This is a genomic window from Streptomyces sp. N50, assembly GCF_033335955.1.
GTDB lineage: Bacteria > Actinomycetota > Actinomycetes > Streptomycetales > Streptomycetaceae > Streptomyces.
The window spans coordinates 6880275-6894992 of the sequence record NZ_CP137549.1; the positions used below are offsets into that span (position 1 = coordinate 6880275).

The 14718-nt window shown below is 70.3% G+C and carries 11 protein-coding genes; 7 read left to right on the plus strand and 4 right to left on the minus strand.

What is annotated here, in order from left to right:
* Positions 1–84: 84 nt before the first annotated feature.
* Positions 85–4050 (minus strand): type VII secretion protein EccCa, encoded by a 3966-nt coding sequence (eccCa, locus tag R2B38_RS31135; RefSeq protein ID WP_318019185.1) that lies wholly within the window; start codon positions 4048–4050, stop codon positions 85–87.
* A gap of 251 nt (positions 4051–4301) precedes the next feature.
* On the opposite strand from eccCa, the gene eccD reads away from it, so the two are divergent.
* Both eccD and R2B38_RS31145 read left to right on the plus strand, forming a co-directional pair.
* Entirely contained in the window at positions 4302–5807 is a 1506-nt protein-coding gene (gene eccD, locus R2B38_RS31140) for a type VII secretion integral membrane protein EccD (protein WP_318019186.1), read from the plus strand.
* An 80-nt stretch (positions 5808–5887) separates the two neighbouring features.
* Positions 5888–7411, plus strand: coding sequence for a PQQ-binding-like beta-propeller repeat protein (locus R2B38_RS31145; RefSeq protein ID WP_318019187.1), 1524 nt, complete (start codon positions 5888–5890; stop codon positions 7409–7411).
* An 82-nt stretch (positions 7412–7493) separates the two neighbouring features.
* Here the strand turns inward: R2B38_RS31145 and R2B38_RS31150 are convergent, their stop codons facing one another.
* Entirely contained in the window at positions 7494–7790 is a 297-nt protein-coding gene (locus R2B38_RS31150) for a DUF397 domain-containing protein (protein ID WP_019064786.1), read from the minus strand.
* Positions 7791–8082: 292 nt separating this feature from the next.
* Here R2B38_RS31150 and rpsO point away from each other — a divergent pair, with 292 nt between their 5' ends.
* The 5 genes from rpsO (at position 8083) to R2B38_RS31175 (ending at position 13575) form a co-directional block, all read left to right on the plus strand.
* Positions 8083–8370 carry a 30S ribosomal protein S15 gene (gene rpsO, locus R2B38_RS31155; protein ID WP_019064787.1) on the plus strand — a complete coding sequence of 96 codons (288 nt, stop codon included), beginning with the start codon at positions 8083–8085 and terminating at the stop codon, positions 8368–8370.
* A 332-nt stretch (positions 8371–8702) separates the two neighbouring features.
* Complete coding sequence (locus tag R2B38_RS31160; protein ID WP_318019188.1) at positions 8703–10922, plus strand: polyribonucleotide nucleotidyltransferase; 2220 nt, start codon at positions 8703–8705, stop codon at positions 10920–10922.
* Entirely contained in the window at positions 10919–12298 is a 1380-nt protein-coding gene (locus R2B38_RS31165; protein ID WP_318019189.1) for a pitrilysin family protein, read from the plus strand. The genes R2B38_RS31160 and R2B38_RS31165 overlap by 4 nt, the downstream gene beginning before the upstream one ends.
* 61 nt (positions 12299–12359) lie before the next feature.
* The gene (gene dapB / locus R2B38_RS31170; RefSeq protein ID WP_318019190.1) at positions 12360–13112 is read left to right on the plus strand and encodes a 4-hydroxy-tetrahydrodipicolinate reductase; all 753 of its coding nucleotides are present in this window, start codon (positions 12360–12362) and stop codon (positions 13110–13112) included.
* A 10-nt stretch (positions 13113–13122) separates the two neighbouring features.
* On the plus strand, positions 13123–13575 hold the full coding sequence (locus tag R2B38_RS31175) for a hypothetical protein (protein ID WP_318019191.1): 453 nt from the start codon (positions 13123–13125) through the stop codon (positions 13573–13575).
* Between the two features lie 87 nt (positions 13576–13662).
* On the opposite strand, the gene R2B38_RS31180 is transcribed toward R2B38_RS31175, so the two are convergent.
* Both R2B38_RS31180 and R2B38_RS31185 read right to left on the minus strand, forming a co-directional pair.
* On the minus strand, positions 13663–14217 hold the full coding sequence (locus R2B38_RS31180; RefSeq protein WP_318019192.1) for a hypothetical protein: 555 nt from the start codon (positions 14215–14217) through the stop codon (positions 13663–13665).
* A 122-nt stretch (positions 14218–14339) separates the two neighbouring features.
* Positions 14340–14579, minus strand: a complete 240-nt coding sequence (locus tag R2B38_RS31185; protein ID WP_318019193.1) for a hypothetical protein — start codon at positions 14577–14579, stop codon at positions 14340–14342.
* Positions 14580–14718 lie beyond the last annotated feature (139 nt).

The following is a 14718-nucleotide window of genomic DNA, read 5'->3' on the forward strand; positions in this document are numbered from 1 at the left end:
AGGGACCGGACCGGCCTCGGCCTGCCGTCTTCACGTCCGTGGCGCCGACCGCTGTCACGCCCGCTGCGGTCGTACCGTCGGCCGTCAGTACACCGTCTCCGGCACCAACCCCGTCTGCACCAGTGGCTTCCCCCGCTTCCGTGACACGAACACCCCTCGCCCCGCAGGCATCGGCCGCGGCCGTACCCCGCCCAGCACGTCGCCCTCGCCGGGGTCGCCCGCCAGGACGACGCCCTGGGCGCCCAGTTCCTGCATGCGCTGCATGAACGGCTCGTACGCGGCGCGGCCGGCGCCCGCCGTGGAGCGGGCGATGATGAAGCGGACGCCGACGTCACGGGCGAACGGCAGCATCTCCGTGAGGTTGCCCAGCGGGTTGCCGCTGGACGTGGAGACGAGGTCGTAGTCGTCCACGACGACGTACACCGTCGGGCCCTGCCACCAGCTCCGCTCGCGGAGTTGACGGGCCGTCACGTCGGCCGTCGGGGTCCGGCGCTTCATCAGGTCCGCCAGGGCGACCATGTGGTGGTCCATGGCGTTCGACATGGGGATGTACTCGGCGAGGTGCGAGGACGGTGTCGCGTCCAGCAGGGAGCGCCGGTTGTCGATGACGAAGAGCTTCGCCTCGTCGCCGGTGTACCGCTCCGTCAGCTGCTTCACCAGCAGCCGCAGCAGGTTCGACTTGCCCGACTCGCTCTCGCCGAACACGAGGAAGAACGGGTCCTGCTCGAAGTCGACGAAGACCGGCTCCAGATTGTTCTCGTCGATGGCGAACGCGACCCCGCGCTGCGGGAAACGGTCGCCCGACGGCAGCTGCGCTGCGGCCAACTCGCGCGGCAGCAGCCGTACTTCGGGCGCGCCCGGCGCCTCCCAGTGCCGGGACACCTCGCTCGCCAGCGCCTGGGTCGCGTCGGCCAGGTCGGTGTCCGAGACCAGGCCGTCGATGCGCGGCACCGCCGCCATGAAGTGCAGCCGCTCCGGCGACACACCGCGTCCGGGGACGCCCGTCGGGACGTTCACCGCCACCTTGCGGTCGATCTCGGAGTCCATCGTGTCGCCGAGCCGCAGTTCGAGGCGGTTCATCAGGTGGTCCTTGAGGTTCGCGCGGACCTCCATCGACCGGGACGCGCTGAGCACCAGGTGGATGCCGAAGCCCAGGCCGCGCGCGGCGATGTCCAGCACCGCCGCCTCCAACCCCTCATAGTCCGCGCGGAAGTTGCCCCACCCGTCGATGACGAGGAAGACATCGCCCCAGGGCTGGTCGGTGACCGAGATCTGGCCGCGCGCCCGGCGGGAGCGGAACTCCGCGATCGAGGGGATGCCCGCCGAGCGGAAGTACTCCTCGCGGCGCGTCATCACGCCGTACACCTCGGAGACCGTGCGCCGGACCTTCTCGGGGTCGAGGCGGGAGCCGACACCGCCCACGTGCGGCAGGCCCGCCACCGAGGAGAGACCGCCGCCGCCGAAGTCGAGGCCGTAGAACTGGACTTCGTGCGGGGTGTGGGTCAGGGCGAAGGCGCAGATCAGGGAGCGCAGGAGGGTGGACTTGCCGGACTGCGGGCCGCCGACGATCTGCATATGGCCGGCCGCGCCCGAGAAGTCGACCCAGAGGTGGTCGCGGCGCTGCTCGTACGGCTTGTCGACCAGGCCGACCGGGACCACCAGCCGGCCCGCGCCCTCGTAGCCGGGCTGCGTGAGTCCGCGGCCCGGCACCGCGGTGAGGCCGGGCAGGAGGCCGTCGAGCGAGGGCGGGCTGTCCAGCGGCGGCAGCCACACCTGGTGGGCCGCCGGACCCTGTGCCTCAAGGCGGCGCACGATGACGTCGAGCACGGTGTCGGCGAGCGCGTCGTCGATGTCCGGGGACGCGGTGCGCTGCTGCGGAACCGCCGTGTACTGAACCGGTACTTCGGCCGCCGTGAACAGCACCGGCCGCCGGTCGACCGGGAGTTGACCGGCGCCGAGCGACGCCTGCGCGGAGCCCGAGCGGTAAGTCCCGGACACATAGGCGGCCTTGAACCGCACCATCTCGTCCGTGCCGTACTTCAGGAAGCCGGACCCGGGGACGTTCGGGAGTTCGTAGGCGTCCGGCACGCCCAGCGCGGCCCGCGACTCGGCCGCCGAGAAGGTGCGCAGACCGACGCGGTACGACAGATAGGTCTCCAGACCGCGCAGCCGGCCCTCCTCCAGGCGCTGCGAGGCCAGCAGCAGATGCACGCCGAGCGAGCGGCCGATGCGGCCGATCTGCACGAACATCTCGATGAAGTCCGGCTTGGCGGTGAGCAGTTCGCTGAACTCGTCGATCACCAGCACCAGGGAGGGGATCGGCTGCAGCGGGGCGCCCGCGGCGCGTGCCTTCTCGTAGTCGTGGATGTTGGCGTAGTTGCCCGCGTCGCGCAGGAGCTGCTGGCGGCGGTTGAGCTCGCCGCGGATGGAGTCGCCCATGCGGTCGACCAGCGTCAGGTCGTCCGCGAGGTTGGTGATCACGGCCGCCACGTGCGGCATCTGCGCCATGCCGGCGAAGGTGGCGCCGCCCTTGAAGTCCGCGAGGACGAAGTTCAGGGTCTCGGACGAGTGCGTCACCGCGAGGCCGAGGACCAGCGTGCGCAGCAGCTCGGACTTGCCGGAACCGGTCGCGCCCACGCACAGTCCGTGCGGGCCCATGCCCTCCTGCGCGGCCTCCTTGAGGTCGAGCATCACGGGCCGGCCGTCCTCCCCGAGCCCGATCGGCACCCGCAGCCGCTCGGCCAGCGAACGCGTCCGCCAGGTCCGCTTGGTGTCGACGGAGGCCGCGTCACCGAGGTTCAGCAGATCGGTGAACTCCAGGTTGGCGAGCAGCGGTTGGTCGTCGTCCCCGCCGGACGCCATCCGCAGCGGCGCCAACTGCCGCGCGAGCGCCTCGGCGGACTCGTACGAGAGCGCGTCGGGAGTCCCTTCGTAGACGTCCCCGTGATCGGACTCCAGATGCACGGACGTCGGCTGGACGACGACGGAGAGCTCGCCGCGGACCGCGGCCGGTTCACCCGGGACGACGTCGACGAGTGTCACGCCCTGCAGGCCCTCGGGGTTGGCGAGGACCGAGTCGGGGGGCAGGGAGACCCCGTCGAGGACGACGACGATGTGCGGCTCGTCCGGCAGCGGTGTCGCGTCGGGGTGGAAGCGCGGCCGGCCGGTCAGCCGGGCGGAGATCAGGTTCTCCAGCTCACGGACGTCGCTGTCGATCAGCCTGCGGGTGCCCGCGCCGTCCGTGACACCGGGCGCCTGCGCGTGCGGCAGCCACTTGGCCCACTCCCAGTGCGGCAGGGTCTCCCTGGCCGCCGCGACCACGATCATCAGGTCCTCGGGCGAGTGCAGCGCGGCCAGCGAACCGGCCAGGGCCCGGGCGGAGGACCGTACGCACTGCGCCTCGCCGCTGATGGTGAGGTAGGAGAAGGCGCGCAGGGAGACCGCCATCGGCAGGTCGTCGACGGTGCCGTGGACGGAGAGGAAGCGCTGCATCGCGCCCGCCGTCAGCGGCTCCAGCTGGTCCACCCCGCCGGTCTCGGGGGCGATGAGCGCGGTGGCGAGCGACTGTTGGCCGAGGCCGATGCGCACCTGGCCGAAGTCCTCGTCGCCCGGCCGCCGTTCCCACACCCGGCTGCCCTCGGCGACCAGCGCCCAGAGCTGCTCGGGGGAGGGGTGGAGGTAGTACTGCGCGTCACGCTGCGCCCGCGCGGTGTCCAGGGCGGTCCGCCGGGTCTGCGCCAGGTAGCGCAGATAGTCGGTGCGCAGATCCGCCAGCTGGCCCTGGTTGCCGCGGCGGAAGCGGACCACCATCGCGATGGACATGGCGACCGTCGAGACGATCATCACCATGCCCATGATCTTCATGAACGGCTGTCCGTTCGTGAAGAAGAACACCACCGAGCCACCCATGCCGAGCGTCGGCAGCAGCTGCATCAGGACACTCTCCTGATGCCCGCGCGGCAACTCCGGCGGAGGCTGCAGGACGATCTCGTCCGTGGGCACCTCGGACGGCAGCGCGCGCGGCGGGCGCTTGACGACGATGTGGCTCACTGCTCACCAATTCCCTTGCGCGGCCCCGGGACTACCGTCCGCCACCCCGTGTCAGGCGGACGCAGGCCGCCGCGCGATCCTACTGACTTCGCGTGGGACGGGTGAGCGGTAGGGTGCCGGAATGTTCGCGTGCGCACACGCGAACCAGGCTGGTAAAACAGGGCATTTCGCGTGATGTGAAGGTCTGCGGAACGCCCCGCGCGACACCTTCACGACGCAGACGCACCATCACCATTGAGGGGGAGCAACAGGTGAGCATCACGGCCTCCGCGGCGGGCGGGCCCGGTACCGGAGCCGCTGTCGGCACCGGCCCGGGGCTCGGTTTCTGCCGGGTCACGATCGTCGCGCCCGACAGCCGCATCGACGTGGCACTGCCCGACGACATTCCGGTCGCCGACATCTATCCGGAGATCCTCAGGCTCTCCCGGCAGAGCCCCGCCGAGGGCGCCCCGGTCGGCTATCACCTGGTGCGCCGGGACGGCACCGTCCTCGACAGCTCCCGCACGTTCGCCGGCCAGCGCATTCTCGACGGCGAACTCCTCACCCTGCGCCCCTTCTCCGAGTCGCTTCCGCCGGCCGTGTTCGACGACGTGTCCGAGGCGGTCTCGGCCGCGGTGACCCGCGAACACACGCTGTGGGGCGGCGAGTTGACCCGCGCCGCCGGCCTCGTCGGCGGCGGTGTCCTGCCCGCCCTGCTCGCCTTCGTCGCCTGGACCGCCGACCCGCGCCACGACATGAACAGCCTGCCCGGCATCCTCGCCGCGGTCGTCGGCGTCCTGCTGGTCGTCCTGGCCTGCGTCCGCGCCCGGGTCTACGACGACCGGTCCTCGGCCATCGCGCTGGGTCTCGGCGCCCTGCCCAACATCGGGGTGGCCGGCTCGGGCCTCCTGCCGCTCACCGACGGCCAGGGCATCGGCAAACTCCAGTTCCTCCTCGCGTGCGCGGCCGTACTGGTGGCCGCCGTCGTCCTCTCCCTGTGCTCACCCGGCGGGGACGCGCCGTTCGTCGCCCTCGTCTTCGCGTCCGCGGTCGGCCTGATCGTCGCGTTCATCGCGATCCGGGCCCACTGGACGCCGTCCGAGATCGCCGCGCTGTGCGCCCCGGTCGCGGTTGGCGCGCTGGCCTTCCTGCCGGGCCTCTCGATGCGCTTCGCCCGCCTGCCGATCGGCTTCGACCCGCCGGACACCGCCCCGCGCAGCGCGTACGGCGCGGAGCCCGCCGTCCAGGAAGCGGTCGACACCGAACGCGTCGCGGCTCAGGCGCGCCGCGGTCACGAACTCCTCGTCGGCCTCGTCGGCGGCTGCGCGGTCACCGCCGTCGGGGCCACGGCCGTCCTCGGTTTCTCCGCCGACGTCTGGGCCCAGCTGCTCGCCCTCGCGACCGGGGCGGCGCTGCTGATGCGCGCCCACCTCTTCCGCTACACCGCCCAGGTCGCCCCCGTCCTGGCCGCCGGACTCGGCTCCCTGGTGCTGCTCGGCCTGGGCCTCGCGCTCAACCCGCCGCACTCCCTGATCCGCGAGGCGCTCCACGGCGACCGCGGCGGCCTCGACCTCCGTACGGTCTGGCTCGTCGCGGCGATCGCGGCGGCCACCGCGCTCGTGACCTCGATCGGCCTGATCGTCCCGCGCAGCGGCCTCACCCCGTTCTGGGGACGCTTCCTGGAGATCGCCGAGGGCTTCGTCCTGCTGACGCTGGTGCCGCTGGCACTCGCCGTCTTCGACGTGTACGCGACGGTCCGCTCGCTGACGAGCAACTGACCCGGCGCCCATGGGCGCGGAAGACGACAGAGACCGCTGAACAGGCGACGAACGAACAGGCGACGAAAGGATTCGTCCGCGTGAGCTTCGGCCCACCTCCCACCTTCTACACCCAGCCCACCCTCGCCCAGGACGACCAGCGCAGGAAGCGCCGCCGGAACAGGTTGCTCGGACTGCTGGCGGTCGTTCTCGTCGCGGCCGTGGCCACCGCAGGCCTGCTCGCGGCAAGGGACGACGACAACACGAAGGCGGCGACTGACAACGCCCCCGCGGCGAGCCAGGGCCGCCTGGACGTCCGCGAGACCGTCGAGAAACAGCCCGCGAGCACCACCGGAAAGATGGCCCTCCGCTTCTCGGTGGACGACCTGAGCCCGGGCGAGGAGTACCAGATGCCCGGCATGTGGGCCACGGACAGGATCCTTGCCAAGGGCATCAACAAGACCGTCATCGGCCTGGGCATGGGCACCGACGCCGTCCCGGGCGACGAGAAGTGGAAGCTCCCCCTCGACGGCCCGATCTGCGGCTACACGCGCCATGTGAACGGCGAGAACCGCACGGCAGTCCTGTTCCGGGCCAACGACCGGGGCGGGGCCTACTGCAACCACGTGGCGTTCTTCGACCTCGACGACGGCAGCGAGGTCTGGGAGACCGACTTCCCCTATTCCAAGCTCGGGGACGACACGGGCCTCGCGACGGGCGGAGACGACGAGGACACTCCGAGCGTGACCCTGACCCACGGCACGGTCGTGGTGACCTGGGGAGGCGGCACCGACGCGTTCAGCATGAACACGGGGGAGCGGCTGTGGGAGACGACGTCGACCGGCTCCTGCCAGGACATGGGCGCCGCCGGCGGAGCCGGGCTGCTCGTACGCCAGGAGTGCTATCACGACGACGCCCCCCTCGGCTCGCTGGCCGCCACCACCTACAAGGCGCGCAAGGTGGACCCGGCGACGGGCAAGGTCCTGTGGACGTACTCCGCCGCGAAGGGGATCCGGGACCTCGACATCCCGTCCGCCGAGCCGCCCGTCCTGGCCGTCCAGGCCGGCGAGATCGGCATCTCCGAGATGCTCTCCCTCGACGCCAAGGGCAAGATCCGCGCCGTGGTCCGCCTCCAGAACGGCACCTACGTCGGCGAGTGCTCGTACGACGACTACCTCACCATCGACGACTGCCCGACCATCGCCGTCGGCGACGGCCAGGTCTTCCTGCGCAGCAAGGAGTCGGGTGAGCTGGTCAACTCCAACTGGCTCATCGGCTTCGACCTGGCGACAGGGAAGACCACCACGAAGTTCGACTCCGGCCCCGGCTCGCTCCTGTACCCGGTACGGATGAGCGGCGACAAGCTCCTCGCCGTGCGCGTCACGGACCAGCACATCATGCCCTCGGGGCTCGTCAGCCTGGATCCGAGGACGGGCAAGGAGACCCCGTACCTCTACTTCGACCTGCCGGAGGAGGCCGACCTGATGACGATGACCGACTACAACGACATCGTCGTCCAGGACGGGCGCATCTTCTTCGGCGTCAAGAAGGCCGAGGGCCCCGCCGCCGGTCAGCCCAAGTGGGTCTATCTCGTCCTGGGCATCGAGAGCATGGCGGTGAAATAGCCGCGGCCCCGCTCGCACGCGACGGGGGGTGGGGGCCGGACCGAACCTACGGCCGACCCCCACCCCCCGACGCGTGAAGGCGCTACGCGTCCGCGCCCGGTTCCCCGTCGTGCGGCGCCGGCTCCAGGTCGAACTCGCCGTCCCGGGCCCCCAGCACGAAGGCCGTCCACTCCGCCTCCGTGTACCGCAGCACGGTGTCCGGGTCGAGCGACGAGCGCATGGCCACCGCGCCGTCGGGCAGGTCGGCGATCTCGACGCGCTCCTCGTGCTCCTCCGTGCCCGGCGCGCTGCGCCACTCGACACCCGAGATGTCGAGGGCGTACAGCTCGTCCCGCTCCCGCTCCTTGCGTGCCTTGATCTCCTGCTCCGTCTCCGCCATGGCGAAGCGACCCCTTCCGGACGAACCGACGTGATCTACGATCTACAGATAGTGCGCGTAGATGCAGATCACCCTAGTGGCCGTATCCGCCCCGGTCAGGGCCCTTCACCGAGCTGGACCGAGGCGTCCCCCCAGGCTGGTACGCTGTGTAGCGGCCGTTTGTGTACGCACCCCTGGAGCTCACCGCTCCGGAGGCAGCGCCCTACGGATCCCGCCTCCCGAGTCATGGAAGCTCCCCTGAGAAGTGGACCAGGGGCACTCGGTGGCACATCTCAGACTACGAGGAGTACGCGTGTCGCTCGACGCCGCTACGAAGAAGCAGCTCATCAGTGAGTTCGGTCAGAAGGAGGGCGACACCGGCTCCCCCGAGGTCCAGGTCGCCATGCTGTCACGCCGTATCTCGGACCTGACCGAGCACCTCAAGACCCACAAGCACGACCACCACTCCCGTCGTGGTCTGCTGATCCTGGTCGGCCAGCGCCGCCGGCTGCTCCAGTACCTGGCCAAGAAGGACATCCAGCGCTTCCGTGCCCTGGTTGACCGGCTGGGCATCCGCCGCGGTGCGGCGGGCGCCAAGTAAGACGCCGTGAGGGGAGCGGGTCCCGAAACGATCGGGAGCCGCTCCCTTTGCCGTATGTGCGGATTGCCCGTACGTGCGGAAACGTGCGGAGTGTCACTCACGCTTTGTAGTGTGGTAGCACAACGCACGACGTAGGACGCACGACCCAGCACGACCACGAAGAGGAGAAGCGCGCCTCGCAGCCGCCGGTCCTCGGTAGTGGCCCCCGGACACTGACGCCCCGGGTGCTTCGATCGAAGACCGGCCCGCACCAGACAGCGCTTCTCCGCCACCGTCCCCCCGCCACACGGGCGGGGAGGGACGAAAGACGACAAGTAACGGAGAAAACGCTAGTGGAGAACGAGACCCACTACGCCGAGGCCGTCATTGACAACGGCACTTTCGGCACCCGCACCATCCGCTTCGAGACGGGCCGCCTGGCCAAGCAGGCCGCCGGCTCCGCCGTCGCGTACCTGGACGACGACACCATGGTGCTGTCGGCCACCACCGCCTCCAAGAACCCCAAGGACCAGCTCGACTTCTTCCCCCTCACGGTGGACGTCGAGGAGCGGATGTACGCGGCCGGCAAGATCCCCGGCAGCTTCTTCCGCCGTGAGGGCCGCCCCTCCGAGGACGCGATCCTCACCTGCCGGCTGATCGACCGCCCGCTGCGCCCGTCCTTCAAGAAGGGCCTGCGCAACGAGATCCAGGTCGTCGCCACGATCATGGCCCTCAACCCCGACCACCTGTACGACGTCGTGGCGATCAACGCCGCCTCCGCGTCCACGCAGCTGGCCGGTCTGCCCTTCTCCGGCCCGGTCGGCGGCGTCCGCGTCGCGCTGATCAACGGCCAGTGGGTCGCGTTCCCGACGCACACCGAGCTCGAGGACGCCGTCTTCGACATGGTCGTCGCCGGTCGCGTCCTGGAGGACGGCGACGTCGCGATCATGATGGTCGAGGCCGAGGCCACCGAGAAGACCATCCAGCTGGTCGCGGGCGGCGCCGAGGCGCCCACCGAGGAGGTCGTCGCCTCCGGTCTGGACGCCGCGAAGCCCTTCATCAAGGTGCTCTGCAAGGCCCAGTCCGACCTCGCCGCGAAGGCCGCCAAGCCGACCGGCGAGTTCCCGATCTTCCTCGACTACCAGGACGACGTCCTGGAGGCCCTCACCGCCGCCGTCCGCCCGGAGCTCGCCTCCGCGCTGACCATCGCCGGCAAGCAGGACCGCGAGGCCGAGATCGACCGCGTCAAGGGTCTCGCCGCCGAGAAGCTCCTCCCGGAGTTCGAGGGCCGCGAGAAGGAGATCTCCGCCGCGTACCGCTCGCTGACCAAGTCCCTGGTCCGTGAGCGCGTCATCAAGGAGAAGAAGCGCATCGACGGCCGCGGTGTCACCGACATCCGCACCCTGGCCGCCGAGGTCGAGGCCATCCCGCGCGTGCACGGCTCGGCGCTGTTCGAGCGTGGCGAGACCCAGATCCTGGGCGTCACCACCCTCAACATGCTCCGCATGGAGCAGCAGCTGGACACCCTCTCCCCGGTGACCCGCAAGCGCTACATGCACAACTACAACTTCCCGCCGTACTCGGTCGGCGAGACCGGCCGCGTCGGCTCCCCGAAGCGCCGCGAGATCGGCCACGGAGCGCTCGCCGAGCGCGCCCTGGTCCCGGTCCTGCCGACGCGCGAGGAGTTCCCCTACGCGATCCGCCAGGTCTCCGAGGCCCTCGGGTCGAACGGCTCGACGTCCATGGGCTCGGTCTGCGCCTCCACCATGTCGCTGCTGAACGCCGGTGTGCCGCTGAAGGCCCCCGTCGCCGGTATCGCCATGGGCCTGATCTCCCAGGAGATCAACGGCGAGACGCACTACGTCGCCCTCACCGACATCCTCGGTGCGGAGGACGCCTTCGGCGACATGGACTTCAAGGTCGCCGGCACCAAGGAGTTCGTCACCGCCCTCCAGCTCGACACCAAGCTGGACGGCATCCCCGCCTCCGTCCTGGCCGCCGCCCTCAAGCAGGCCCGTGACGCCCGCCTCCACATCCTCGACGTGATGATGGAAGCGATCGACACGCCGGACGAGATGTCCCCGAACGCCCCGCGGATCATCACCGTCAAGATCCCCGTGGACAAGATCGGCGAGGTCATCGGCCCGAAGGGCAAGATGATCAACCAGATCCAGGAGGACACCGGCGCCGAGATCACGATCGAGGACGACGGCACCATCTACATCGGTGCCCAGGTCGGCTCGCAGGCCGAGGCCGCCCGCGCCACGATCAACGGCATCGCCAACCCGACCATGCCGGAGGTCGGCGAGCGCTACCTGGGTACGGTCGTCAAGACCACCACCTTCGGCGCGTTCGTGTCGCTGCTCCCGGGCAAGGACGGTCTGCTGCACATCTCGCAGATCCGCAAGCTCGCCGGCGGCAAGCGCGTGGAGAACGTCGAGGACGTCGTCGGCGTGGGCCAGAAGGTCCAGGTCGAGATCGCCGAGATCGACTCCCGCGGCAAGCTCTCCCTCATCCCCGTCATCGAGGGTGAAGAGAGCGGCGACGACAAGAAGGACGACGACGACAAGTGACGTCGACCAGCACCACGACGACGGCCCGCACCTCCTCGGAGGCGCGGGCCGTCGCCCGTACCCAAACCCTCATCCAGGGCACGAACGGCATCGGCACGGTCCGCAAGACCACCCTCCCGGGCGGCCTGCGCATCGTCACCGAGACGCTGCCCTCGGTCCGCTCCGCGACCTTCGGCATCTGGGCACACGTGGGCTCCCGCGACGAGACCCCGTCCCTGAACGGCGCCACGCACTACCTGGAGCACCTCCTCTTCAAGGGCACGCACAAGCGCAGCGCCCTGGACATCTCCTCGGCGATCGACGCGGTCGGCGGCGAGATGAACGCGTTCACGGCGAAGGAGTACACGTGCTACTACGCGCGCGTGCTCGACACCGACCTGCCGCTCGCCATCGACGTCGTCTGCGACATGCTGACCGGCTCCCTCATCCGTGAGGACGACGTCAACGTCGAGCGCGGCGCCATCCTCGAAGAGATCGCCATGACGGAGGACGACCCGGGCGACTGCGTGCACGACCTGTTCGCGCGCACGATGTTCGGCGACAACCCCCTCGGCCGTCCCGTCCTCGGCACGGTCGACACCGTCAACGCCCTCACCGCGGACCGCATCCGCCGCTTCTACAAGAAGCACTACGACCCGACCCACCTCGTGGTCGCGGCCGCGGGCAACATCGACCACGACAAGGTCGTACGACAGGTCCGCGCGGCCTTCGACAAGGCGGGCGCCTTCCGCACCCCCGAGGCGGCCCCCATCGCCCCGCGCGACGGCCGCCGCGTGCTGCGCTCCACCGGCAAGGTCGAGCTGATCGGCCGCAAGACCGAGCAGGCGCACGTCGTCCTCGGCATGCCGGGCCTGGCCCGCACCGACGAGCGCCGCTGGGCGCTGGGAGTCCTGAACACGGCCCTCGGCGGCGGCATGTCGTCCCGCCTCTTCCAGGAGGTCCGGGAGAAGCGCGGCCTGGCCTACAGCGTGTACTCGTACACGTCCGGCTTCGCCGACTGCGGCCTCTTCGGCGTCTACGCCGGCTGCCGGCCCTCGCAGGTCCACGACGTGCTGAAGATCTGCCGCGACGAACTCGACCAGGTCGCCGCGAACGGCCTGTCCGACGACGAGATCGGCCGCGCCGTCGGCCAGCTCCAGGGCTCCACCGTCCTCGGCCTCGAGGACACCGGCGCGCTGATGAACCGTATCGGCAAGAGCGAGCTGTGCTGGGGCGTGCAGATGTCCGTCGACGACATGCTGGCCCGGATCGCGTCGGTCACCCCGGACGAGGTCCGCGAGGTCGCCCGCGAGATCCTGGGACAGCGGCCCTCGCTGTCGGTCATCGGCCCGCTCAAGGACAAACAGGCGGCCCGACTGCACGACGTCGTCGCCTGACACCCGCCTTCGGAACCCGTATCCGGTTTCGGAATCCGTATCCGGTAAGGAAGCAAGAACGATGAGCAAGCTGCGCGTGGCGGTCCTCGGTGCCAAGGGCCGGATCGGTGCCGAGGCGGTACGAGCCGTCGAAGCCGCCGAGGACATGGAACTGGTGGCCGCCCTGGGCCGGGGTGACACCCTGGAGGCGCTCACGGCCTCGGGCGCCCAGGTGGCGGTCGAACTGACCACCCCCGCCTCGGTGATGGACAACCTCGACTTCTGCGTACGGCACGGCATCCACGCGGTCGTCGGCACGACGGGCTGGACCGACGAACGCCTCGCGCAGCTGACCGGCTGGCTGGACGCCTCCCCGGAGACGGGCGTCCTCATCGCGCCCAACTTCTCCATCGGCGCCGTACTCACCATGAAGTTCGCGCAGATCGCCGCGCCCTACTTCGAGTCGGTCGAGGTCATCGAGCTGCACCACCCGAAGAAGGTGGACGCCCCGAGCGGCACGGCCACACGCACGGCTCAGCTCATCGCGGAGGCGCGCGCGAAGGCGGGCACGGCCGCGGCGCCGGACGCGACGGAGACAGCCCTGGACGGCGCGCGGGGTGCGGACGTCGACGGGATCCCCGTCCACTCCGTCCGGTTGCGCGGTCTGCTGGCCCACCAGGAGGTCCTGCTCGGCGGCGAGGGCGAGACATTGACCGTCCGCCACGACTCCCTCCACCACAGCAGCTTCATGCCGGGCATCCTGCTCGGCGCCCGCCGCGTGGTGACGACCCCGGGCCTCACCTTCGGCCTGGAACACTTCCTGGACCTGGGCTGAGGCTCACGACATGCGCGCCAAACTCACCTACGCCGTCACGGCCGCCGTCCTGGTCTTCTACTTCGTCCTGGTCGGCAGCCGCGGCGTCATGCTCATACAGTCGGGCACGGTCATCACGGTCACCTTCGGGATCGCGGTCCTGATCCTGCCGGTGATCGGCATCTGGTTCCTCTGGAAGAACACCCAGTTCGTCCGGAACGCCAACAAGCTCGCCGCCGAACTCGACGCCGAAGGCGGCCTGCCCGTCGACGAGTTGAGGCGCACCGCGGGCGGCCGCATCGACCGCGACTCCGCCGACGAGGTCTTCGCCAAGCGCAAGGCCGAGACCGAGGACGCCCCCGACGACTGGCGCAGCTGGTTCCGCCTCGCCGTCGCCTACCACGACGCCCGCGACACCCCGCGCGCCCGCAAGGCGATGCAGCGCGCGATCGCCCTGCACGACGGCAGACCCGTCCAGGCCTGAAACGGCTTCTGCACGCCGCTTCCGTACGCCGAAGGGGCCGCCCCGCACTCACTGCGGACCGGCCCCTTCACGTCTGCTTCTGGTCGGTCAGCTCCGCCGGTACTCGTCGGACCACACCTCGACCGAGTCCGCGGCCCGGTCGAAGGAGGAGGCACGCGCCACGAAGTCGAGCTCGTGCGTGGTCAGCAGCGCGGTCACGTCCTCTGGAGCACGGTCCTTGCGTACGAGGACCAGCGCCTGCCCCTGCACCGTGCGCGGCAGTCCGAGCCAGCGCACCGGCTGCTGCACCGTGCGCACGGCGACGACCCGGTCCCACCGCACCGTCAGGGTGAAGAGGAACCGCACCCGGCGCAGCCCGCGCGCGCTCACCCACACGCCCATGCGCAGCAGCCGCAGGGCACAGAGGATGACGGCCACCGCGATGCCGAGGATCACCGCGGCCTCGGACCGCGATCCGGTCAACGCGATGATGACCGCGGCGAACAGCACGTACGACGCGAGCAGCAGGACGAGCGCCGCCAACGCCACCCGCCACGGTCCGGGCCGGTAGGGGCGCCGCCAGCGGTCGCGGTCGTCGAACGGCAGCGCGAGCTCGTCCGCGGCCTCGAATGCGCGGTCGGCCGTAAGGAAGGGCAGGGGCACGGCTGGTGTCCTCACTGAATCCATGCGTGGGCTGTGCCCGGTGAGGCTATCCGGCCGTGTTCCCGCTCACCACCGCTGGGGGTCCGGATGAGTCATGGTCAGCTGTACGGCTGCGCGCCAGGTCAGCGATTGTCGGCGGCCTGGGACTGCTGGTGCTGTGTCGAGAGGTTGTTCTGGGACAGCGCCGGCATCCCGAGCACCAGGGAGCCCACGATTCCGGCGATGATGGTGAGGCCCAGGAGCCAACGCCCGGCTATCTGACCGGCGGACGCACGCTCACGCGGGGGCGGGGTGACATTGCTGCGGAAGCGGTCGGTCTCGGCGATGAAGGCGAACGGAACAGGTTCGCGCCGACGGAACATCGGTGGTGCGTCTCCCTTCGGGGATCGAACGGATGGTTCTTACCGGTACAGACGAGCGAACGCGGCGAAAGGTGCCCCGTTTCTCCGATTTCACTCAGCCAAGACAGTGAAAGTCCGGTTTGGCGGGCCGTAGAGTGGC

What these genes read in the sequence shown, in the direction of transcription:
- R2B38_RS31150 (WP_019064786.1), bottom strand. Translation starts at nt 7,790, where the DNA reads ATGGCGGAGACGGAGCAGGAGATCAAGGCACGCAAGGAGCGGGAGCGG.
- dapB (WP_318019190.1), top strand. Translation starts at nt 12,360, where the DNA reads ATGAGCAAGCTGCGCGTGGCGGTCCTCGGTGCCAAGGGCCGGATCGGT.
- R2B38_RS31175 (WP_318019191.1), top strand. Translation starts at nt 13,123, where the DNA reads ATGCGCGCCAAACTCACCTACGCCGTCACGGCCGCCGTCCTGGTCTTC.
- R2B38_RS31185 (WP_318019193.1), bottom strand. Translation starts at nt 14,579, where the DNA reads ATGTTCCGTCGGCGCGAACCTGTTCCGTTCGCCTTCATCGCCGAGACC.